Origin of the sequence: Bacillus sp. BHET2, assembly GCF_005938125.1 — a bacterium.
Lineage (GTDB): Bacteria > Bacillota > Bacilli > Bacillales > Bacillaceae_B > Rossellomorea.
Genome location: NZ_VCQN01000001.1, coordinates 1,471,926 through 1,494,044 on the forward strand (window position 1 = coordinate 1,471,926; position 22,119 = coordinate 1,494,044).

The 22,119-nt window shown below is 38.9% G+C and carries 22 protein-coding genes; 4 read left to right on the top strand and 18 right to left on the bottom strand.

All coding sequences use genetic code 11. The features are described 5' to 3' along the window. Positions 1–93 precede the first annotated feature (93 nt). The 5 genes from FGG79_RS07525 to FGG79_RS07545 form a co-directional block, all read right to left on the bottom strand. On the bottom strand, positions 94–1,068 hold the full coding sequence (locus tag FGG79_RS07525) for a nuclease-related domain-containing protein (protein WP_171050831.1): 975 nt from the start codon (positions 1,066–1,068) through the stop codon (positions 94–96). A 299-nt stretch (positions 1,069–1,367) separates the two neighbouring features. Further along, positions 1,368–3,191, bottom strand: coding sequence for an ABC transporter ATP-binding protein (locus FGG79_RS07530; RefSeq protein ID WP_138777094.1), 1,824 nt, complete (start codon positions 3,189–3,191; stop codon positions 1,368–1,370). Positions 3,192–3,211: 20 nt separating this feature from the next. Next, positions 3,212–4,957, bottom strand: a complete 1,746-nt coding sequence (locus FGG79_RS07535) for an ABC transporter ATP-binding protein (protein ID WP_138777095.1) — start codon at positions 4,955–4,957, stop codon at positions 3,212–3,214. 205 nt (positions 4,958–5,162) lie between these two features. Further along, on the bottom strand, positions 5,163–5,618 hold the full coding sequence (locus FGG79_RS07540) for a TlpA family protein disulfide reductase (RefSeq protein ID WP_138777096.1): 456 nt from the start codon (positions 5,616–5,618) through the stop codon (positions 5,163–5,165). Positions 5,619–5,749: 131 nt separating this feature from the next. Further along, positions 5,750–6,292 (bottom strand): peroxiredoxin, encoded by a 543-nt coding sequence (locus FGG79_RS07545; protein WP_138777097.1) that lies wholly within the window; start codon positions 6,290–6,292, stop codon positions 5,750–5,752. A 360-nt stretch (positions 6,293–6,652) separates the two neighbouring features. Between FGG79_RS07545 and FGG79_RS07550 the strand changes: the two genes are divergently transcribed. After that, positions 6,653–7,519, top strand: coding sequence for a mechanosensitive ion channel family protein (locus FGG79_RS07550; RefSeq protein WP_138777098.1), 867 nt, complete (start codon positions 6,653–6,655; stop codon positions 7,517–7,519). Positions 7,520–7,896: 377 nt separating this feature from the next. Here the strand turns inward: FGG79_RS07550 and FGG79_RS07555 are convergent, their stop codons facing one another. The 6 genes from FGG79_RS07555 to FGG79_RS07580 form a co-directional block, all read right to left on the bottom strand. Further along, on the bottom strand, positions 7,897–8,742 hold the full coding sequence (locus FGG79_RS07555) for an ABC transporter permease (protein WP_138777099.1): 846 nt from the start codon (positions 8,740–8,742) through the stop codon (positions 7,897–7,899). Continuing rightward, positions 8,739–9,674 carry an ABC transporter ATP-binding protein gene (locus FGG79_RS07560; protein ID WP_138777100.1) on the bottom strand — a complete coding sequence of 312 codons (936 nt, stop codon included), beginning with the start codon at positions 9,672–9,674 and terminating at the stop codon, positions 8,739–8,741. The genes FGG79_RS07555 and FGG79_RS07560 overlap by 4 nt, the downstream gene beginning before the upstream one ends. Beyond that, positions 9,671–12,070: a hypothetical protein gene (locus FGG79_RS07565; RefSeq protein ID WP_171050832.1), complete on the bottom strand. Its 2,400-nt coding sequence runs from the start codon at positions 12,068–12,070 to the stop codon at positions 9,671–9,673. The genes FGG79_RS07560 and FGG79_RS07565 overlap by 4 nt, the downstream gene beginning before the upstream one ends. A 219-nt stretch (positions 12,071–12,289) precedes the next feature. After that, entirely contained in the window at positions 12,290–13,408 is a 1,119-nt protein-coding gene (locus tag FGG79_RS07570; protein WP_138777102.1) for an N-acetyldiaminopimelate deacetylase, read from the bottom strand. Positions 13,409–13,533: 125 nt separating this feature from the next. Beyond that, positions 13,534–14,241 carry a 2,3,4,5-tetrahydropyridine-2,6-dicarboxylate N-acetyltransferase gene (dapD, locus tag FGG79_RS07575; protein WP_138777103.1) on the bottom strand — a complete coding sequence of 236 codons (708 nt, stop codon included), beginning with the start codon at positions 14,239–14,241 and terminating at the stop codon, positions 13,534–13,536. A 95-nt stretch (positions 14,242–14,336) separates the two neighbouring features. Then, complete coding sequence (locus FGG79_RS07580) at positions 14,337–15,215, bottom strand: LysR family transcriptional regulator (protein WP_138777104.1); 879 nt, start codon at positions 15,213–15,215, stop codon at positions 14,337–14,339. A gap of 108 nt (positions 15,216–15,323) precedes the next feature. Here FGG79_RS07580 and FGG79_RS07585 point away from each other — a divergent pair, with 108 nt between their 5' ends. Continuing rightward, positions 15,324–16,049: a sulfite exporter TauE/SafE family protein gene (locus tag FGG79_RS07585; protein ID WP_138777105.1), complete on the top strand. Its 726-nt coding sequence runs from the start codon at positions 15,324–15,326 to the stop codon at positions 16,047–16,049. 152 nt (positions 16,050–16,201) lie between these two features. Here FGG79_RS07585 and cbpB read toward each other — a convergent pair whose 3' ends face one another. Further along, positions 16,202–16,642, bottom strand: a complete 441-nt coding sequence (gene cbpB, locus FGG79_RS07590; RefSeq protein WP_138777106.1) for a cyclic-di-AMP-binding protein CbpB — start codon at positions 16,640–16,642, stop codon at positions 16,202–16,204. Between the two features lie 150 nt (positions 16,643–16,792). Continuing rightward, positions 16,793–17,038: a DUF1797 family protein gene (locus tag FGG79_RS07595; protein ID WP_138777660.1), complete on the bottom strand. Its 246-nt coding sequence runs from the start codon at positions 17,036–17,038 to the stop codon at positions 16,793–16,795. Between the two features lie 154 nt (positions 17,039–17,192). On the opposite strand from FGG79_RS07595, the gene FGG79_RS07600 reads away from it, so the two are divergent. Both FGG79_RS07600 and FGG79_RS07605 read left to right on the top strand, forming a co-directional pair. Further along, positions 17,193–18,149 carry an MBL fold metallo-hydrolase gene (locus tag FGG79_RS07600; RefSeq protein ID WP_138777107.1) on the top strand — a complete coding sequence of 319 codons (957 nt, stop codon included), beginning with the start codon at positions 17,193–17,195 and terminating at the stop codon, positions 18,147–18,149. Then, complete coding sequence (locus FGG79_RS07605; protein ID WP_138777108.1) at positions 18,146–18,379, top strand: glutaredoxin family protein; 234 nt, start codon at positions 18,146–18,148, stop codon at positions 18,377–18,379. The genes FGG79_RS07600 and FGG79_RS07605 overlap by 4 nt, the downstream gene beginning before the upstream one ends. Positions 18,380–18,468: 89 nt before the next feature. Here the strand turns inward: FGG79_RS07605 and FGG79_RS07610 are convergent, their stop codons facing one another. The 5 genes from FGG79_RS07610 to FGG79_RS07630 form a co-directional block, all read right to left on the bottom strand. Further along, a complete protein-coding gene (locus tag FGG79_RS07610; protein WP_138777109.1) occupies positions 18,469–18,966 on the bottom strand; it encodes a DUF3993 domain-containing protein in 498 nt (165 codons plus the stop codon). A 212-nt stretch (positions 18,967–19,178) separates the two neighbouring features. Then, positions 19,179–19,418, bottom strand: a complete 240-nt coding sequence (locus FGG79_RS07615) for a hypothetical protein (RefSeq protein WP_240794213.1) — start codon at positions 19,416–19,418, stop codon at positions 19,179–19,181. Between the two features lie 166 nt (positions 19,419–19,584). Further along, positions 19,585–20,808 (bottom strand): EAL domain-containing protein, encoded by a 1,224-nt coding sequence (locus tag FGG79_RS07620; RefSeq protein WP_138777110.1) that lies wholly within the window; start codon positions 20,806–20,808, stop codon positions 19,585–19,587. A gap of 159 nt (positions 20,809–20,967) precedes the next feature. Continuing rightward, complete coding sequence (gene fadH / locus FGG79_RS07625) at positions 20,968–21,735, bottom strand: 2,4-dienoyl-CoA reductase (RefSeq protein WP_138777111.1); 768 nt, start codon at positions 21,733–21,735, stop codon at positions 20,968–20,970. 133 nt (positions 21,736–21,868) lie between these two features. Continuing rightward, the gene (locus FGG79_RS07630) at positions 21,869–22,087 is read right to left on the bottom strand and encodes a hypothetical protein (protein WP_138777112.1); all 219 of its coding nucleotides are present in this window, start codon (positions 22,085–22,087) and stop codon (positions 21,869–21,871) included. Positions 22,088–22,119: the final 32 nt, after the last annotated feature.

Below are 22,119 nucleotides of genomic sequence, written 5' to 3' on the forward strand. Positions count from 1 at the left end.
TTGTGACGTTTTTCACAAAGATTTAATTGATTGATATTTTTGGGAGAGCGGATGTTGAATTGAGTTCAGATTCGTAATTTTGATTGAGGTATTTCAAAAAATGTTATGGTGATTTTCGGGGAATGAGTAGGTTCGACCTTTGCCTTTGCCTTGTGGGGTGAGATTGGTTAAGTTTAGGAGACGATAGGATACTCTGGAAGATTCAACACCTAAGAATTCTCTTGCTTGTTGGTTGGAAATCGTTGGATTTACGAGCAGTAAGTAGTCATATAGAGCCTGTTGATGGGCATTTTTATCGAATAAACCACAATCATTGCAGTACCAAGACCTTATCTTGCGCACCATATTAAACTGCTCACACTGAATGCATCTCACACCAGATAAAATTTCTTCGGGATATCGCTTGTAGTTAGAGTAGGGACTGTGATCCTTAATCAGTTGGTTCGCAATCCTTCTTTGTTCCTTCAATTCAAGAAAAGGGGGAATAGAAGAGTAGCTTCGTTGAATAGTAAGATACTTTGCAACGAGGTTATCAATTTTAATAGCTTTATTTTTTGTCATTTCATTTTGATTTACGGAAGTTATTATCGATGAGGAATTTGTAAATACAACTAAGAATTCAATAGGGAGAGTAGGAAGTTTTTTCTTGTGGAACCACTGTTTTAGATGTATCTTACTTCGATTTGCTTGGGAAATTGGATTTGGAAAACCCTTTATTTCCCCATTAAGACTACGAGAAAATTGTTCAAACTCATTATCAAATTCCAAGGAGCCTGCAATATTTTTTATTTCTAAAATCAATAAATACTTACTGGTGAGTATTAAAGTATCAATTTGAAAGAAGCTATTACTAATAGGAAGACATAAATCATTGAGGATGAAGGTATCGTGATTATTGTCTATCGTACTAATGTGTCTGTCAGCTTTACATTCTCCATGATAACCCGCCCATGCTTTAAGCAAATTCTCTTCAATCTTAGACCTAAGGTTGGATTTTCGAGGCAACCTTCGTAATAAGGCTTCAAAATAGTGAATAAGCAGTGGAATTTCTCTTTCTTTTAAGATCAAACTATCAATCCTTTCTGTTATGGTCATAGTATTATTCTATTTCTTTATTGGAATTCCCTTTATTTTTGTAAAAAATTTTATTTAGTATAATTTATCGACCGTTACAAGATTTAATAAACCTTTAATCTAATTTATCGACCGAAAATCTAATTTATCAACCACTCTTTCATTTTATCAACCTTATTTACAAAATACCGACCGCTCTCCAAAACCTGACAAATTTCACCAAATTCCGCTTGATTCCTCCTACCTACAACCAAAAAAACCCCACACACCAGTGCAGGGTCCTCACATAAAACTTACATCGCTTCCAGCATCTTAAACTGCGATTTCACCAATTCATAGTAATCACCCTGCTCTTCCATCAATTCATCGTGATTACCGGATTCTTTGATTCTTCCATTTTCAAGGACAAAGATATTATCCGATTCCCGGATTGTGGACAGGCGGTGGGCGATGATGATTGCAGTCCGGCCGTTTAGCAGTTTCTTAAGAGCATTTTGAATCTTGACTTCCGTTTCTGTATCAATAGATGCTGTCGCTTCATCCAGGATAATGATACGGGGGTTCGCCAGGAGCGCCCGTGCGAAGGACAGTAATTGCCTTTCTCCGACGGATAATACATTGCCCCGTTCCTCGACTTCTGTTTCGTATCCGTTAGAGAGCTTTTGTATGAACTCATGAGCTCCATTTGCCTCTGCGGCGCTCTTAACCTCGTCATCCGAAGCATCAGGACGTCCGAATCGAATATTATCCATGATTGTACCTGAAAAGATAAAGGTATCTTGAAGGACAATACTGATTTGACTTCGCAGGCTTCCAACCGAAGTATCCCTCAGGTTCACACCGTCGATCCTCACTTCTCCTTTTGTCGGATCATAAAAGCGGCTGATGAGATTCGCAATCGTTGTTTTTCCTGATCCTGTATGGCCTACTAGTGCGACGGTTTGACCGGCTTTCATTTCAAGGTTGATGTTTTGCAACGCTTTTCGTTTATCATCATAGGAGAATTCTACATTTTCAAACTGTATGTTCCCTTTGATTTTAGTCATATTCACAGCATTCGTTTTTTCATTTACAATCGGCTGTTCATCGAGGAATTCGAATATTCGCTCTGATGATGCCATTCCGATTAAGAGCTGATTGTATACTTGACCTAGCCTTGAAATCGGTTCCCAGAACATACCCAGGTAGAATGCGAATGATACAAATTCCCCCAGTTCCAGTGAACCTCCTTGTATGAGATGGGCCCCGTACCAGATGAGTACAGCTGTCCCGATGGCATTCGTCAGTTCAACCATAGGACGGAACATGGCATTTTTCTTTGTGGCTGTTTTCCAGCTATCGTAGGTTTCGGTGTTTACCCCATCAAAGAACGCCATGTTTTCTTTTTCTTGAGTGAAAGATTGGGTGACACGGATCCCCTGAATACTTTCATTCAGGTGGGAATTTAGTTTAGACTGCTTTAGACGGACCATTTGCCACGATCTTCTGATGTTTTTTCGTAAGCTGGTTGAGATAAAAAACATGATTGGCAGAATGACCATAACGGCAAGCGTCAGTTCAGGGCTTAATGTAAAGAGAATGACGATAATTCCAACTAGTAGAATGATGTCCATTAATAGATTGATAACTCCGTTTGTGAAGAGTTCTTGAAGAGAGTTAATATCGTTCATGATACGAACCAGGATGGAACCTGCTGATCTTTGATCAAAGAAGCGATGGGATAACGATTGAACATGGCTGAATAAATGCTTTCTTAAATCGTATATGACTCCTTGCCCGAGCTGATTCATCCACTTGATTCTGAGCACATTTGCTGCATAGTTCAGTACATAGAGGCAAGCGATAATTCCTACTAACGTAAAGAGTAGATTTGAATCCTTCTGCCTTATTGCTTTGTCTAATGTATATACCCCAATCAGGATTGGTACAATTAACCTTACGGCTGTTGTAATTAGAACAGTAATAATGGAAAGGGGCAGAAGCTTTTTAGAATAAGGTTTTAAATACGTTAATAACCGATAAAGTTGTTCCCAGTTAAATGGTTTATCGATCACTTGATCTGTTGAGTAATGAAATCTGTTTAATATACTTTTATTTACTTTGTTTTTCTGACTCAAATCCTTTCACCTACCCTTCTTTAAGTTTGTACTATTTTTTTCTGGTCTTTGTATTGAATATCATAGATCCGTTGATAGGGTCCGTTATTTTTCAGTAGGAATTCATGAACACCTCGTTCAGCGACTTTGCCGTTTTCCAGAACGATGATTTCGTCTGCATGTTTAAGGGAAGAAATCCGGTGTGCAATAATGAAAGTCGTTCGATCAGACATGACTTCTTTCAGTGCTTTTTGAATTCTGAATTCAGTTTCCATGTCAACGGCACTTGTTGCATCATCAAGAATCAGTATCGACGGATCTGTACAGATGGCACGTGCAATGGCTATACGTTGCTTTTGACCTCCAGAAAGACCCATGCCCCGTTCACCCAATCTTGTATCATATCCATCAGGCAATTCTGAAATAAAGTCATGTGCTTGTGCCCGTTTAGCTGCTTCAATTATTTCTTCCATGGATGCTTCGGGACGTCCATAAGAGATATTGGATTTGATTGTTGAGGAGAATAAGAATGTCTCCTGTAGGACAAATCCAATATTTTGACGAAGTGATTTTAGAGAGTATTCTTTTAAATCCCTTCCATCAATGAGGATTTCTCCCTCTTCCGGTTCATAGAAACGGGTAATAAGCTGAGTGATGCTCGTTTTCCCTGAGCCAGTCCCTCCGATCAGACCGATGACCTTGCCTGGCTCTACTTCAAATGAAATATCCTCTAGGGCAGCTTCGTCATGAACGGAATAATTCAATGATACATGCTTGAACTCGACTTTCCCCTTTACCCGCTCGATGTGGAGGACTTCTTTCTGGTCGTGTATCTCTTCATTCACTTCCAATATCTCTAATAAACGTTCTCCAGATGCTTTAGATTGAGAGAACAGGTTAATCGTAAAGCCGAGGTTCATGATAGGCCAGATGATGTACCATACTAAACTGTAAAAGGCGACGAGCTCTCCAGGTTGCAGATTCTCATTCATTACAAGGAAACCTCCGTAGGCTAGTAACGTCACGACACTCACATTACCGAGGAATTCCATTAACGGAAAGTACTTTGCCCAAATGTCAGAGGTGAAAAGATATTTATCTTTATATTCACCGTTTGACCGGTTAAATTTATTAATTTGAAAATCTTCCCTTGATAGTGATTTCACGGTATTGATCCCGGAGATATTTTCTTGTACATTTGTGTTCAGTTTTCCGAAAGACTTTCGTATTCCACGGAAAGCGGGATGAACAGCTCTATCGAATTTGTACACGGCAATTGCCAGGAAAGGTAAAGAAATAAGGGTGACAAATGTCAGCGATGGAGAATAGTAAAACATGACACCAAAGCTTACCGTCACCAGTAGGAAAAAGCGAAGTAATTCAGAGAAGCCAAAGGATAAGAAAAAACGGAAAGCTTCAACATCAGCTGTCAGCCTAGACATCAGATCCCCTGTTTTGGCGTTGTCATAGTAACTAAATGGGAGGAACTGAAGCTTCTCATATAGTTCGTTTCTCAGACGGTAGACCGATGTGATCCCGAACAGATCCCCATTATATTGTTGAATGAATGTGGCGACTCCTTTCACTACCATGATACCAATGAATCCGAATGCTAAGTATGGGATCCACTCATACTTCCCTTGTAAAATGACATCATCAATTGTAATTTGTAATATCATTGGATAAACGACGGTAATTCCAGTAACAAAAATCAGAAAAATCATTGACATGAAAAAATACCTTTTATATGGCCAATAAAAGGCTTTTAATTTTTTAAATGTATCCATATTTTCTCCCCCTTCATGTGTTCTAAAAAAAACAACGTACTACTAAATATATCGGGTTTCGAAATATTTATCTACCCTTTTTTTGAATTTTTTACTTTTTTATGAATTATCCTTCAAGTCTTACTATTCTCATTCATTGTAAAAATAAATCAACAAAAAAAGATCGGTCAAAAGACCGATCTCCTCTCGCTAATTCGATTGAATCCTATTCACTTTTATCCATTTCATCCAGCACGCGATTGACACGCTTTTCAAGCATTTTCATTCCGCTGCCTCCAGCCTGGAAATGTCTTAGCTTGCCTTCTTTATCGAATACATAGTAAGCAGGAACATATTGATTTTCAAAGGAATCAGTCAGTTTATGTTCACTATCTACGAAGATGGGTTGCGTGATATCATGTTCTGCTGCAACCTTCTTGATTTCATCCAGATTCAAATCATCTTCCGATCTTGGCATATGAACAGCCATCACATTCAGTTTATCACTGTATTGATCACGAAATTCATTAACTTGTGGCATAGCCTCTTTACAAAGGTGACAAGAAATCGACCAAAAGTGAATAAGAGTCGGTTTTTCTCCAACAAGGTCTTCCTTTGTAACTTCTCCATTTAACCATTCTGTTGCGCCAGTAAGATCTGGCATTGGTGCACGTAGTTTCATTCATTTAACCTCCTTTAGATTTCACTGATACTTTCTCTATTGTGAAGAACATATCTTATTAGTTAATTCTAAAAGCTATACATGATATGAAAAAGGCCTAACTAACGGTTAGGCCTTTATTCATTTGGAACTTATAAAGTTTTTTGACCTGGCTTCCAGTTTGCTGGGCAAAGTCCGCCAGTTTGAAGCGCTTGTAGTACACGTAATGTTTCTTCAACATCACGGCCAATATTGTTATGGAATACTGCTTGGTATTGAAGTTCCCCTTCAGGGTTGATGATGTATAGTCCACGAAGGGCTACACCTTCTTCTTCAATTAAGACACCGTATTCACGGGAGACAGAATGGTTAGTATCTGCCGCTAATGGATAGTTTAATTCACCGATACCATTTTCTTTACGGTCCGTGTTGATCCAAGCCAAGTGTGTATGGATAGTGTCTGTAGAAACACCAATGATTTCTGCATCTAAGTCTTCGAATTCATCGTAACGGTCTGACATTGCTGTAATTTCCGTTGGACAAACAAATGTGAAGTCCATTGGATAGAAGAACAATACTGTCCATTTATCATTTTTCATATTTTCTTCTAATGATACTTTACCGAATTCTCTGTTTGGCATAACAGCGTCCATTTCAAAACGTGGAGCTTGTTTGCCTACCATGCGTTCAGCCATGAATAAATCCCTCCAAGGAGTTTTTAGTAACTATTTTTTGAGAAAGGCGAGACTTATTAGCCTGTCCTTCCTGACTCACAATTTTCATTATAAGGGATTGATTTTTTTTAGTCAACGTTAAATTATAATAAATTTAATATTAAAATCATTATAATCTAATATACTAATCTCTTTCTTGTTATTCCCTTAATAATAGAAGTTTACACTCATTTTCCGTTAAATAAACATCCTTTTAAAGTTTATCATTTCTCAACTAGGGAATAAAACAATATGCTTTTTACACATATGCCTTTGACATAACCTATCTGGTATTGTGTATACTAGTAGGGGCTTTATATAACCCGGAAAGGATGGTTTGATTTGGAATACATACTTGGTCTTACTTCTTTAAGTGATCGACTTGCCAATTTTAATTGGGGCGGTCTACTGGTTACGATTGGAATTGGTGCCCTGCAGATAATAGCGATTTGGATCGCTTTCCTTATTGTAAAAGGTGCGGCAAACAAAGTCATTGAAAGAATATTTGATAAGTACCGTAAAAGGAATGATGTTTCTGAAGGTCGTGCTCAGACGTTACAGGGACTTTCAAAGAATATTGTCGGATATATCCTGATTTTTATCTTTTTCGTCACGATCTTACAAATCTTCGGTATTGAAGTGACTGCGATTCTTGCCGGAGCCGGCATCGTTGGACTAGCTGTAGGATTCGGTGCTCAAGGATTGGTAAGTGATGTGGTGACCGGTTTCTTTATTCTATTGGAAAAGCAAGTAGATGTAGGGGACTATGTCACTAGTGGAGGTTTCTCCGGGATTGTAGAAGAGGTCGGTTTACGTACAACCCATATTCGCGGTTTCGACGGCACCCTTCATTATGTTCCTAATCGGGAAATTACGAGTGTCAGCAACCATTCCCGCGGTAACATGAGGGCGCTGGTTGACATCGGGATCTCCTATGACGATGACATCGATAAAGCGATGGTTGTGCTTCAGCAGGTTTGTGAGACAATCGCTCAGGAAGATGAAAATATTGTAGATGGACCGAATGTGGTGGGTGTTCAGACTTTAGGAGCATCCGATGTTGTACTAAGAGTATTATGCAAAACGAAAAACATGGAACAATGGGGCGTGGAACGAAAGCTGCGCAAGGCTCTAAAAGAAGCTCTCGATCAAAATGGAATTGAAATCCCATACCCTCATCAAGTTTATATTGAGAAAAAAGATAATTGATGACCCTAAAAAAGGCAAGGCGAACACCGCCTTGTCTTTTTTATTTGTCTTTTTTATTTGTCTTTTCTCTTTTTCGCTTCGAGCAAGCGCTACATTCGGTCATCATCACTCCAGAAATCCTATAAATGGTATGAATCCAAATCTTCTTATGGCGATCTCAGTAAAGAATAATATAGACCCGATAATAATCAGAAACGTTTGAATGGACTGCTCTTTTGAAGAAGGTTTATCGAGATCTCTAAATCTGTCCTTAGATGATGGCCCCTTCTCTCCACCCGTTAACTCTACTATTCTATCTAACGACTGGACTCTGCCTCGAAAGAGTATTCTTTCGAATAAGGTACCGAGAAACCTGTTTGATAAGAGCTTCCTTTATGTTAATGTTTACTCTTTACCTTCATGCTCGGTCTTAGCTTCATAATACTTATGGAGAGGCTTACCACCGCCAGGATAGAGTAGATACTAACAAAGGAGACCCATAATGGGAATTCGATCCCGCTGCGCTTGTATATTTCATCCGTCGCCATCGGTTCGAAATGTCCCAAAATGACAATTCCAGGATTAAACATAGCACTTAAATAAGGTGCGGGTGTTGTCTCATTCTGATATGGTCCACTTCCCATTGCCATGGACAGCATATAGAGAAATAATGTCCCCACCACGAGAAACAAAACTGTTGCATAGGTTGTAACCATCGATACAATCGTCTTACGTATAATAGTTGAATAAAATACTCCGACTGATCCAAATGCAAAAATGAGAAACAAACTATACCCAAACACAATAAGTAAATCAGTAGGCGAGACACCCCCATATAGAAAAACGAAGCTATAAAGAGGGAGGCTCGAGACAACAAGTAATAGCAAATACGAAACGGACGAGACCAGTTTACTAAGGATAATACTCATAGAGCTTTGTTCGGTCGTTAATAGCATGCTTAACGTTTGCTTTTCTCTTTCCCCACTAATCACTCCTCCTGTCAGCCCAGGTGTAATAAATAAGACGAGACTAAGCTGTAAGAATGAGAGAATCATAAACATCGCTCTGCTTTCTTCTGGACGAAAATAGCCGTTATTTGAAAATCGGGTTTGCATATAGATAAACCCAATCACCACAATTCCCACTGCCATTAAGTAGCAAAGCATCCCTATAAAGGCTTTGAAGGACCGGAAGCGAAGTTTAAATTCTTTGTTTAACATAGGATTGATGAGTAACTGTTTCATGAAAGGGTCACTCCTTTCGTAATCTCCATAAAGACATCTTCTAAATTCGTTTCTGATTCCTTGAAACTCACAATGGGGATATCATTTAAGATCGCTTTTTTCAGAAGCTCAATTTGCTCGGTTTCTTCCCCTTTATAGAGGAACTGGAGTGTCCTGTTTTCTTCATCTGCATCAATCTTCGAAACATAGGGATCATCTTCAAAGAATGTTACAGCACTCTCTACCAAACCCCTTACTTTCACGACGATGAGCTTCTCTGTCTGAAGTTGAAATTGAATGTCTGAAACAGATCCTTGTGCTACTAATCTTCCATTATCGATGACACCTATCTCATCACACATTTCGGCTAACTCAGGAAGAATATGGGAAGATATTAAAATCGTTTTACCCATTTTCTTCAGTTCTTTCAGAATTTCCCTCATCTCGATCCTTGCCCTCGGATCAAGACCCGAAGCAGGTTCATCTAGTATCAGTACCTCAGGATCATGGATAAGGCATCTTGCCAAACAAAGTCGCTGCTTCATTCCCCTAGATAAAAGGTCTACATAGGAATCTTTTTTATGAGATAAATTAACAAGCTCCAACAACTGTGGAATAAGTTTCTTTCTTTGTTCAGCCGGTATTTTATAACTGGCTCCATAAAAGTCCAAATATTCATCTGCTTTCAATTGATCATATACACCAAAAAAATCCGGCATATAGCCTATCTGCCTTCTAACTAACTTGGGTTCTTTACTAATGTTGAATCCATTCACCGTGGCACTTCCCGACGTTGGAGCCAAAAGAGTTGCAAGTATCGAAAAAGTCGTTGATTTCCCTGCCCCATTCTGACCAACAAATCCAAATACAGTTCCCTTTTCAATAGATAAATTCAAATCGTCCAGTGCCAGGAACGATCCATACCGTTTTGATAAATTTTGAATCTCGATCATTGTTTAACCTCTCCTTTCAACACAATGGCAGGAAGACGAACAAACGGATCCCCTTGAGAGCGTTTCTCGAACTCAAAAACGATTTCTCCATTGTCGTTTATATAGTCGTTCAAGTTTTCGTTCACTTCGATTAAATTGGCAGACGATTCTTCAAGACGTTTCCCTTCACCGGTTTGTGGATCAACCAGTGATAACTGAAGTACTCCCTCATTTTGAAGCGTCATATTCATCGAATGAAGGGTGACTTTCTTTGTATCGATTTGTTTTGGTAATTGAATGGTCAATTGATATGTCCCATCTTCAAGACCCATTTCATCTGTCCCATTATGTGAATAATGCTCGATTACTTGACCATTAATAGGCTTTATATCCAGATCAAGTTGCTCATTCCGAAGGGTGAATCCCCCCTTGTAATTTCCGAGTGAAGGGAAATGTTGATACAGCAGAGAGAAATTTTCCGCTATAGATTTTTTGCTTTGGATACTCATTTGGAAAATTTCAGCCTCTGTATATCCAAAGATGACTGGAGAATTATTTTCATTATCAGCAGCAATCATTTGTGATGCGAAGTTTTCCAAACGTTCCTTTTTCTGCTGTTTGATGCTTTGTTGATTCGGGAACGGTGCTGACATATTCGGATTTCCCGATGGTGACGATAAATAATCCGTCGAGAGTTTCTTATCAATATTTAAGATTTCTCCTGCTTTCACTTCACCCAATCGATAAATCCGTGATCCCGACCAAATATATACATCAGTAAAATCATAAGGGAATTCATTTTGGATCGTACCTGTGAGTGTTTTATCCTTCAACACCAATTCAGGGTGAAACTTTCCTGCTTTCTCTCTTTCACTGGTTCCCAATACTGTTCTCGTTGACCAGTACTCGACATCCCTGAAGGTAATGATTCGATTATCCTCATTCATTTCTTCAATGGCAAATTTATACTGACTGGACCCCCCCACATTATTTCTCATTTTCGCAGGTGTAAGCTCTAACTGGTTCCTGTTGGATACAAAGTTATAGTCTCCCCCTGAGTTTGATAAAGCGGTAAAAGCTGAAATTCCGTGAATGCTATTATCATCCTCCACTTTCAGGATGTTCATTTGATTTAAGTGAGGTTTTGAAATTCTATCTTTAGCTCCAGTAACAAAAATCCCTGTGGATACAAGGACCGAAATGGCAGGAATGATCCACCACGCCTGTTCACGTTTGTCGAGCTTCCTTAATATGAAATAAAGCAGAGGTACGATGACAATCAAGTACAAAATGAGAATGATGACTAACGTACTCACGTTAAAATTAGTTGTTGGAAAAAGTTCATTACTATCTGCTACGTCATAATAAATCTGCTCCAGGAAACTTTGTTCCCCGTTTTTCTTACCAAATAAAAAATATGGTTCTGTTTTTGCTAAGAGATTGGCAAACCACTCATCATAGTCTTCCCAGTCGTTCAAAACAGGATCTCCTAATGAGAAAGACGTTTGCCATACTTCACCCAGTCCAACATCATCTTTTACAACCACAGGAATATCCCCTTGTTCTACAATGATTTCTGAATCAGGTTTCACGCTTCCTTTATATATTGGCAACGACTTGAAAGACGCCTGTATATTTTTCTTTACGTTAAAAGAAGTAGTATTGGAGAGAATTGCTTCTTCCAGTTGTGTAAGAGGGGCAAAAGTTCCAATAGGACCAAGTGTGTCTGCTAAATGAGGGGAGGCCCCAATAACCAATACACCTCCATTTTCAACCCAGCTTTTCAGTACATGTTGTTGATTCTGACTGAGATCCTGTATATTAAATTGATCAATGACAATAAAATCAAGCATTTGCAAACCGCTTTTTTCTTCAGGGAAATTTCCTTTTGTGAGAGTCAATACCTCGACACGACTTCCCCCCATGGTTGACCCCTTTATTCCCTTCAACCGATCGGGATTTACACTTAATAAACCAATCGTTGTATTATTCGAATATATAAAATTAGGAGTTAATCGTTTATCTCCTTTAAATTTCATTTCTATTCCGTTATTCCATGATCCTTCGAACAAATGAATGGTCTCAAGATTCGCATTGTGCCTGATTTCATCATTGAATCCTGGAATGGAAAATGTGTATGTACGAATAGAGTCGGCGGGAACATCAATCGATAGCACTCTCGCTCCCCCGGTTTGATAGGACGGAGCATAATCAAACAATAGATCTCCCTTAAAGTCAGTTCCATTATTTTCAACTTTCACTTTTAGAGGAAAACCTCGTCCTTCCTTTACTTTTCCGTCGATTCCTTCTTCTACGGAAATTTTTATTTTCCCTTGCGCCAAAGATGTATCCTGCATGAAAAGAAACATCAATAAGCCTAATAACATCACTAATAGTGCTTTCCCCCACCTATTCACTTTCATTCCCCTTTCTCTATATCTCTTAAAGATAGACGAAATATAACAGGAAAAAGTTTCTTTTTATTTTTCCTTTATTGCCCAACTTCATTGAGTGTAATTTTACACTATTTTATTTTAATCGCAAGAGTGTTATAGAAATTAATGTCTTTTTTTCGTTTTTCCACAAAAAAAATCACGGAAGGAGATCTATAATCCCTATCCGTGAAGTAATATTCACTATTTTAATGTACGAATATAATCTGAAAACAGGCTGATCGCAAAATCGATCGCTTCCTCTTTTGGATTCAATTTTGAATGATGAAGGCCGAATGGAGAATCTACACCAAGCCAAAACATAAATCCGGGTATTTCCTCCAGCATATAGCCGAAATCTTCTCCTGTCATGGCCTCTTTGCATATGATAATGTTTCGATCTGTGCTACGAAGAAATGAAATGAAATGATTTGTCCACTCAGGGTCATTGTAAACCTGTTGGTACATGCTTCCATAATTTACTTCTATGTTACAATCATAGCTGATTTTCATCCCCGAGATTAACGCTTCCAAACGTTTTTTTACACTTTCCATCGACTCAGATGAAAGTGTGCGGATTGTGCCCTCTAACCGGGCGGTTTCTGCAATGATATTCTGAACCGTCCCACTTTCCATTTTCCCTACCGTTATGACCGCACTGTCTAATGGGTCGACATTCCGGGATACAATCGACTGCAGCTGTGTCACAAAGGAAGAAGCTGTCACAATCATATCCTTTGTCTGATGAGGGTAAGCAGCATGCCCACCTTTCCCTTTAAAGTCAATAAATAATTCAGACGTATTCGCAAATAGGAGCCCCTCTTTAACGGCAACGGTACCTACTTCATACTCAGGAGCAATATGCAGTGCGAATATGGCATCTGGCTTCCATTCTGTCATGATATCACTTTCAAGCATGGGCTTCGCTCCGCCAGGTCCTTCTTCTGCCGGTTGAAAGATGAACAGAAGATCATCTTGTATTGGCTGGTCAACAAAATGGGTCAGTATCCCAAGCTCAATCGCCATATGAAAATCATGTCCGCAGGCATGCATCTTTCCCTCATGCGATGAAGGAAAATCCAGATCAGTTTCTTCTTTGATTGGGAGCCCATCAATATCGCCTCGATACCCAATCATCCTTTTTGGATTGGTACCGTGAACCTTAACAAAGAGACCTGTTCTCCAAGTCTTCACTTCTAATCGTTCAGATGGCAGACTTGAAATATAATTCAATAGATATTGCTGTGTTTTAAATTCTTGAAACCCAAGTTCGGGAATTCTGTGTAAATCTCTCCGAATCGACTTAAAGTCTACTGCCGACATAGGTATCCTCCTTAGAAAGTAAGCTGGTGAATCGTGTGTCTTAAAAACAAGAGTTTACAAGAAAAGAACAGACGTCAACCGTCCGTTCTTTTCTTATGGTCAAACTATTAAATGGTAGGGCGATATTAGAGTTGACGTAATTCCTGTTTAATTTCTGTCTTTGATTTCGTTTTGTCATCTATATCTTTCAATTTCTTTGCAGGTGTACCTGCCACCACCGTGTATGGTGCTACATCATCCACGACAATCGCTCCCGCTGCCACTACGGAACCTTTTCCGACAGTTACGCCTTCCAACACAACGGCATTGGCTCCAATTACAACATCGTCTTCAATAACGACTGGTTTAGCTGATGGCGGTTCAATCACTCCAGCAAGGACCGCTCCCGCTCCGATATGACAGTTTTTACCGACAGTTGCACGGCCTCCTAGAACCACATTCATATCGATCATGGTTCCTTCCCCTACTACAGAACCTATATTGATCATTGCACCCATCATGATAACAGCATTATCACCGATCACTACTTGATCTCGAATGACGGCGCCAGGTTCTATGCGCGCTTTAATGCCTTTTAGGTTAAGCAAAGGAATCGCGGAATTGCGGCGATCATTTTCTACTACATGGTCTTCAATCTTATCTTTATTGTCTTCAAGAATGGTTGACAGCTCACTCCATTCACCGAAGACCACCCCGGAGTTTCCTTGAAGGAAAGTTTGAGAAGAACCGAAATCGATTCCCGCCAAGTCACCTTTCACGTAAACCTTTACAGGAGTTGATTTTTTACTATTTTGAATAAAAGATATAATTTCGTTTGCGTCCATCATTTTCATTAGGATTCCCTCCGTAATTATGTATAAATTCAGAATTCGTTTCTTGAATTACTTTATCAAATTAAAGGGTAGAAGACAACCCATAAACACCAATCCTATGAGTTTTCATTAATGAATTCGTTTACAACTTCAAGAAAGGCTTCCACTTGTCTTAAATGAAAGGCAGACTCATATCCTAGTAACCATGTATCGCGATGAATTAGAGCATCATGTTCATCGATTAAAGGGATTTTGTAAATATCTTCTTCCATACCATCTAATGTAATGGCAGGTAAGATGGCATAGCCGATCCCATTTAAGGTCATCTGTTTACACGTTTCAATTTGATCTACAACGATCGTACGCTTCGGGGTAGTTTGGAATTGTCGATGCCACCAATCCTGGATTTCCTGATAATAATTCGAATCACTCTTAAACTGGATGAAGGGGCGATCCGTTTTCATTACCTCACCAATAGATTGAATTTCTCTATCCACTAAGTATAATGTATCTTGAAAAAGGTGATGTTTTGGCCCTTTCCAATCAGGTGTGCCTCTGATGATTCCGATATGAACTTCATCTTCATAAATTGCTTTAAGGATTTCGCTGCTCCATCCGGTCATCAACGAGATCTTTGCATGGGGATAGGTCTCAACAAACCGTTTTAGGACTTTAGGGAGCCAATTTTGACCAACGATCGATGCGCAGGCAATCTTCAATGTTCCATGCACCTCAAATTCAAGTGCCTGAATCCTTTCCTTTACACTCTCTTCCTTCTGAAGCATTTCTTCAGCCAATTTCACGACAAGCTCTCCAGCCGGAGTCAAGGACAGTCCTTTTTGTGAACGGAGAAATAATTTCGTTCCCCATTCCTTTTCAATCGTCTGGAGTCTTTGCGACAGGGCAGGCTGAGAGACAAATAATCTCTCTGCTGCTTTTCGCATATTCATTTCCTGTGCTAGGACGTGCAGAAGTTGATATTCTGAAAATGCCATACCTTCACCTTCATAAGTTTTTCTTATATTATATCTTAACTTATATAAAATTTCATTATTAGTGGTAATGGAATACACTGAAAGTAGAACGAAATGAGGTGATGGCTTTTGGAACTGATTCTGTTTTGTACTGGAGTTGTTGTAGCATTCATTGGCACGTTGGCAGGTAGCGGTGGATTGATTGGAATGCCTGTGATGTTACTGCTTGGGGTCCCTGTTCATACAGCGATAGCAACGGCTAAATTTTCTAATATCACGAGCTCTCTTTCAAGCTTTATGTATTTAGCGAGAGACCGGAAAATTAAATGGAATGAATGTATCCCCATTCTTCCCATCGCACTTGCTGGAGGGCTGACCGGAGCTTTTTTGTCAGACCGTATCCCCCCAAATCTCTTAGAATGGATGGCTTTTTTCTTCCTACTATTCGCCCTTCTTCTAAGCATTCTAAAGGGTTTCAAACCAAAAGGAGAGAAGAAAAAGCACTCCCCTATTTACGGATATCTGTACCTGATCAGTACGTATGACGGTTTATTCGGTCCTGGTCAGGCAACCATGCTCATGTATACTCATTTATTCCATGGAAGGTCTTATCTGAAATCAGTTGCTCTCACCCGATTTCAAACTTTCATCAGCTGTCTAGGAGCATTCACAGTGTATTTCCACAACGGTCATGTCGATTGGAGTATAGCTCTTCCATTTGCAGCCGGTGCCCTCATTGGAGCACAATTTGCGGTAAGAATAGTAGAGAAACTTTCAATAAAAAACGCACAAATCCTCTTGAATATTCTGACATTCATTCTAATATTACAGCTTGGTAAGACGTTATTTTTCTAATGAACGGTCTCTCGGCAGGAATAATATCCTATAAAGTTCATAAGTGCAAAAAGAAAACAACAACAATCTTTGCGAAAACAGCCAATAATAAAAAGGATGACAAATTTGCCATCCTACAGGATTAGTGGATTATGTAACTGCCCTTCATGGGATTAGTCCATTCTAAATAATTGTCGCTTTAGCTGCTTTAAGACAACTCTTCTCGTCATGATTCCTTCAAAGTACCCATCATCAGATACCACACATAGGAATGGATGATCCACCAAGAGCTCCAAAGCTTTCTTGAAATCTGATTCCAAAGAAACAATGGGAAAGTCAGCTGTCATGACTTCTTCTACCTTCTTCGATTCGAGCTTTTCAAACTCGAAACGTTCAAGACCAAGAATGGAGTCGGTTATTAAGCTTGAACTGATTAAGCCTTGGAAACGGAATGTTGGATCCAGGACAGGGATGGCTGAGTAACCACTCTTTGTTAGCAATAGTAACGCATGTTCCAGGGAGTTCCCTACCTGCACATGTGCAACCTTCTCAGAAGGAATAATAAAATCCTTAATATTCGTTTCTAATAATGCTTTACTACTCAATGAAATCATGTATAACCCCTCATTTTAGAAAATAAAAATTCAATATATATACAACAGTAATATACGCACTCTATTTTAACATACTGGAAGAAAAATGTATGTTTTCACGATTGTATTACAGACTAAAAAAGATAACCGAATGGTTACCTTTTAAGTGGATTAATCTTGTTGAGCTTCTTGTAGAAGTTCGAATATTTCTATAGCTGTAATGTCTATGTTATCAAAAGGAAAGCTATTTCCTTTTTCATTCATGACTTCAATTTCGAAAGTATCCTGTTTAGGCAGATACTTCACCTCACATATTTTCGTTCCATTGTACTCGAAAAATCGTTGTTGAGTTTCCCCTTGTTCACCTTGTTCTTGTAATGATTTTAATCTCTGTATAATTCCAAGAAGCTGAGACATAATCGGTCTCTCCTTTCCTGATCTAATCTTGGTCATAGCTTTTGCATTGTACCAGATTCTATCCTGTTAAATCTAATGTTTTGTCCTTTTTCTACAATTATTCCTTTATAATGAAAGGGTATAACGATATTCTTCCCTGGAAAGGATTGATTGGATGAGCATTTACCGTATAGATTCTCGAATTTCCCTAGTTGACCTAATGGATTTATCATTACAGGAACGTACTGGGAGCTATATAATTAAAGAAAAATCCCTAACGATAATCGAAACATCTGCCAGTCCTTCTATACCTCATCTAAAAAAAGGTCTCTCTAAGTTAAACATTAATCTAGAAGATATTCAATACATAATTTTAACCCATATCCATCTTGATCATGCTGGAGGTGCTGGCCTCTTTCTTGAAGAATGCCCTAATGCAAAGGTCATTGTTCACCCGAAAGGACGACGCCACCTTGTAGACCCCGGACGATTGATTGCAGGTGCGAAGGCTGTGTATGGAGAGAAATTTAATGAACTGTTTGACCCGATTGTACCTATACCAGAAGACAGGATGTTGGTGATGGAGCACGAGGAAAAATTGACGCTGAGTAATAGCTGTACCTTAACGTTTTACCACACTCCTGGACATGCTAACCATCATTTCAGTATTTTTGACTCGGTTTCAAATGGAATGTTCACTGGTGATACATGCGGGATTCAATATACCGTGGGATCTAAACACTTTTATTTCCCGTCCACCTCACCCAATCAATTTAACCCCGATGAGATGAAAAATTCTATCCGTATGTATAAGGATCTGAAGCTGGATCGTTTGTACTTTGGTCACTACGGGGTAACCGAAGAAGTGTCGTTTGCCCTTTCGGAAGTGGAAAAAGGGCTTGACTTTTTTATGGAAAAAAGCAGGGAAACTTTTTCTTCTCATAGTACAATCGAGGATAACGTAGAAGCAATCACTTCTGTCCTTTTTAATCTCACCAAGAGTAAAATGATCCAAAAAGGAGTCGATCCGGAGAACCCAATATTCCAATTATTACTGCTCGATATGAACGTTTCCGCAATGGGGATAGTAGATTATCTATTAAAGCAAACGAAAGGAGATTCTACATCATGAAAGAAGTCACCTTATATACCCAACCAGATTGCCCACCTTGCGAGGTGGTTAAAATGTATATGAATGAACATAATGTCACTTACAAAGAAATCAACATAAAAGAAAATGAACAAGCAAGAAATTATCTGATCAAACATTTGAAATCATACTCTACGCCAACCATAACCGTTGATTCTCAAATCATATCAGGATTCAACCTTGAAGCACTCAGAGAAGCATTAAATCAATAAGCCACTCTAAATTAAAAAGAAGTTGGCCGTATTCTCGGTAGCAATCATTGTTTTTGATTGATAACCGAGAATACGGCCAACTTCTGGTTTTATTGGGGTTGAATAGTATCAGGTAATTCGTATGCGATCGATGAGACTTTCCAAGTACCTTCTTCTTCACTTACTACAACACCTTCGATACCCGTCATAGTTGAGAATGGCCCTTCTTCGTCAAAGTGTTCTTCCCAGACGTACCATTTGCCATCTATGTATTTCACCCTGGTTGATTCATCATATTGGAAAAATGGAATATAATATGATGCAAAATCAGAACCAAATGTGATAAAGCCACCATCTACCTCATAGACATTCTCGTTGATGAAGTTTTCAGTAAGATCGTTTGTAAAATACTTAGACAGCTTTAGATGAATTTGTTTCTTCGATTGAGGCTCTTCGCTCAAGGAAACTTGAGTATGGTAGGCATCTTCTACAAGAGTCAACACATGATCTTTAGTAAATTCAGATGCCTGAGTTTGACTGACTTGTCCACAAACCGAAGTAACAAGACCTAAAATAATCAATAATAACCAAAACTTTTTCCTTTCCATTTGCTATCCCTCCATTTATAAACTAGCTGAAATCATTGTAGCAACAGAAAATTGTCGATTGGGTGTCATTAGTTCGATTATTTCTAACACTGACTGACATATTATTTGGTTTGTTTGTAAAATCCCCCCTATTCATGGCAGTCAAACATGATAAACAGTGGTAAATTCAACCAAAAAGGTGTCGCATGTTTATGCGACACCTTTCATTTAACTTATGACAAATAGCGAATGGACCAATATACGATGAATAATGTAATCAAAATGGAACCGATTAAAATAGACAGGAATACTGGATTACGAATATAGGGATGCTCTTTCACAACGTCTGGAATATCCGTATCGAATTCACCTTTTAATTGTTTCTCCTGTCCAGCAATCCTAAAGGTATACACCAGCGAATAGCCGGCAATCCCTAAAACAATCAAGGCAAGAACAAGCATAAATATACTCAATAAAAGCCCCTCCTTACAAATGTCCTTGTACATAATTTGTCCCAATAGGCAAAAGCTATACAAGAAAAGCGACAGCAACCTAATCAGACCCGACAAGCATAAGATGAGTCAAGCGGAAGAACACTGCCCATTGAATGCTTCATCCTGGTAATCAGAGTGAAGGATGCTAATAAAGCAGACCTTCTTCCTCGAATAAAAATTCATACGACAAATCCATGAACAAATACAACCCATTGCCAAAAGGGTAAGAATAAGTACGGATGGACTGTCCAGAATCAATATCGCTGTATATGTCTGATAATAGCCCTTTTTTATTAATTCTCATACGTATGATATTTTCTAGAAAGTAGGGACGCCAACTCCAATTCTTACCTTTGTATTTCGGTTCAATCAGCCATTCTGATCCAGATTTCACCACATTACTTGTAACTTGAAAACCGTTTTCATCACAAATATACAAGCGGAAGCATTTATCAGAAAAATTCTTACCGACCTCAATCAGAATGGCATCGAATTCGATTGTTTGTTTCATTTTCCCTATCATCATCTGACTGATTTCTTTATGAAGGACATCAGCGAAATCATAGCCAGCTTCTAGGTGCTTCTTTTCGTAGCGGATATAATCTTGACATTTCTCTTTCAGTTTGTCTTTTAACAAATCAGGGTTCAAGAAGGAGGCTGACGGGTGCTGCAGGTAATAGCCTTGATAATAACGCCCCCCATTCAGCCAGGCAAATTGAAGCTGGAAGTTGATTTCTATATTCTCAAATAATAGGGATGCTCCGATCTTTCTGGCGAGCACAGAAAGACTATATAGAATATCCTTATACACTTTATTACCAGCATCGTTTCTCAATTGATATAAATCCACTTTCAAAATATCCGGTGAAAATTGTGAGAGGCGATCTAAGTGACCACTATTCCCACCTACATTATCGATTGCAATCTTTATTCCATATGTTTTATAGTACAAAAGCATATGTACTAGCTGATCAAAGTCCCCTAAAAACGTCTTTTCAGACAGCTCAATCACTGTCCGGTTCAAACGCAACCCTTTTTTTTCGTATTCCAGAAGAAGCTCAAGAAGGGACTCTCCATGGTCCAACATCAAAACCCTTGCATCACGGTTAAGGAACATTAAGCCTTCTTGTTTCTCAATTAAAAATTTGTCCATCGCAAGGCGTGTGACGTGTTCATCCACTTCTACCTTATATTCATCAGGAATCTCTTCATCACCAAAAAATGGACCAAGACTCTGAATATTTTTTTCTCCGACCATAATTCTTCCTAAAACTTCGTATCCGATGATTTTATGTTCATCTGCACTGAAAATTGGTTGAAAGTACGGAATCACCTGTTCAATATTGGTTAACACTTCTAATGCGTCCATTCCTACTCCCCCGCCATCTCGCTTGTTTTTGCATGATTATAACATAATTATACAGGGTAACGAAAAGGACATAAACAAAAAAGCTTTCCCTACCCTGTCATTTTGACATGGAAATCGGGAAAGCAATAGATTATTCATTCCTACAATACCTTTAATATATTAAAATGGAAATTGGCTCAGCCACTGTCCTCCATCCATGGTTATGCATTCACCGTTAATGTAAGATGCTTGTTCTGAAGCAATAAAATATGCGAGACCGGCAATCTCTTCAGGTGTTCCCAGTCGTTTCATTGGGACACTGTCTATTGTTCTTTTCGCAGCTTCTTCAGAAACCCATAGCTTCTCTGCCCCTCCAGTGCGTTCAATCGGTCCAGGAGCTATCGCATTCGTACGAATACCGTATTTATGCCCCCATTCAACAGCAAGGGTCCTCGTCAATGATAAGACACCTGCCTTTGCTGCGGCAGAATGAGCCACACCTGCACCAGCATTCCATGCGTAGGTTGCGACCATGTTGATGATAGTCCCCTTTTGATTATGCTCAATCCAATAGTTTCCTACGGCATGTGAGCATAAGAATGTTCCGTTCAGAACAATATCAATCACAGACTTCCAACCATTTGGAGTGAGCTTTTCTGCAGGGCAAATAAAGTTTCCTGCCGCATTGTTAATGAGCACATCTATTTTACCAAATTTTCCTGCCGTGAATTCAACCATTGCCTTTACATGTTCCTGCTCTCTCACATCCATTTGAAATACGTCAATATTTCCTTTAAGGGACGCGAATTCATCTTTCACTGATTGAAGTCTTTCTTCATTTCTTCCTGTTACGACGACGGTAGCACCTGATTCAACGAATTTCTTCGCCATATATTTTCCCATACCACTAGAACCGCCTGTTATAATCACAACTTGTTGCTCTGCCATATGTATCTCCCCTTTTTATGAATGAATATTCACTCATTATTTTATCATATTGAAGTACAATAAAACCATTTATTCTTACAAAAAAGACTGATTTTTAAGAAAATAACATTTTCTTAAAAATCAGTCTTAACGATTAACCATCAGGGTTGTTCACGATTGCATCGTGTAATTGCGCAAGCGCCTTAATGATAGTTTTATTTCTATAATAGCCTTTTGCTTCAATTGATACGTTATTATATGAAACAACTACCTGACCTAAAGATCGAGGAGATTTAAAGCCGTATACATACACTTTAACCGTACCTCTATCGGTAGGGAGAAATAGGATTTCCATACGTTTTGTCTTTTTCATAATCCCTCTCCTTTATAAAGCACTCGAAAACC

Coding starts and splice junctions, on each gene's coding strand:
- FGG79_RS07535 (WP_138777095.1), bottom strand. CDS start 4,957: ATGGATACATTTAAAAAATTAAAAGCCTTTTATTGGCCATATAAAAGG.
- FGG79_RS07540 (WP_138777096.1), bottom strand. CDS start 5,618: ATGAAACTACGTGCACCAATGCCAGATCTTACTGGCGCAACAGAATGG.
- FGG79_RS07545 (WP_138777097.1), bottom strand. CDS start 6,292: ATGGCTGAACGCATGGTAGGCAAACAAGCTCCACGTTTTGAAATGGAC.
- FGG79_RS07555 (WP_138777099.1), bottom strand. CDS start 8,742: ATGAAACAGTTACTCATCAATCCTATGTTAAACAAAGAATTTAAACTT.
- FGG79_RS07560 (WP_138777100.1), bottom strand. CDS start 9,674: ATGATCGAGATTCAAAATTTATCAAAACGGTATGGATCGTTCCTGGCA.
- FGG79_RS07570 (WP_138777102.1), bottom strand. CDS start 13,408: ATGTCGGCAGTAGACTTTAAGTCGATTCGGAGAGATTTACACAGAATT.
- dapD (WP_138777103.1), bottom strand. CDS start 14,241: ATGAAAATGATGGACGCAAACGAAATTATATCTTTTATTCAAAATAGT.
- FGG79_RS07580 (WP_138777104.1), bottom strand. CDS start 15,215: ATGGCATTTTCAGAATATCAACTTCTGCACGTCCTAGCACAGGAAATG.
- cbpB (WP_138777106.1), bottom strand. CDS start 16,642: ATGATTTCATTGAGTAGTAAAGCATTATTAGAAACGAATATTAAGGAT.
- FGG79_RS07595 (WP_138777660.1), bottom strand. CDS start 17,038: ATGTCTCAGCTTCTTGGAATTATACAGAGATTAAAATCATTACAAGAA.
- FGG79_RS07600 (WP_138777107.1), top strand. CDS start 17,193: ATGAGCATTTACCGTATAGATTCTCGAATTTCCCTAGTTGACCTAATG.
- FGG79_RS07605 (WP_138777108.1), top strand. CDS start 18,146: ATGAAAGAAGTCACCTTATATACCCAACCAGATTGCCCACCTTGCGAG.
- FGG79_RS07610 (WP_138777109.1), bottom strand. CDS start 18,966: ATGGAAAGGAAAAAGTTTTGGTTATTATTGATTATTTTAGGTCTTGTT.
- FGG79_RS07620 (WP_138777110.1), bottom strand. CDS start 20,808: ATGGACGCATTAGAAGTGTTAACCAATATTGAACAGGTGATTCCGTAC.
- fadH (WP_138777111.1), bottom strand. CDS start 21,735: ATGGCAGAGCAACAAGTTGTGATTATAACAGGCGGTTCTAGTGGTATG.
- FGG79_RS07630 (WP_138777112.1), bottom strand. CDS start 22,087: ATGAAAAAGACAAAACGTATGGAAATCCTATTTCTCCCTACCGATAGA.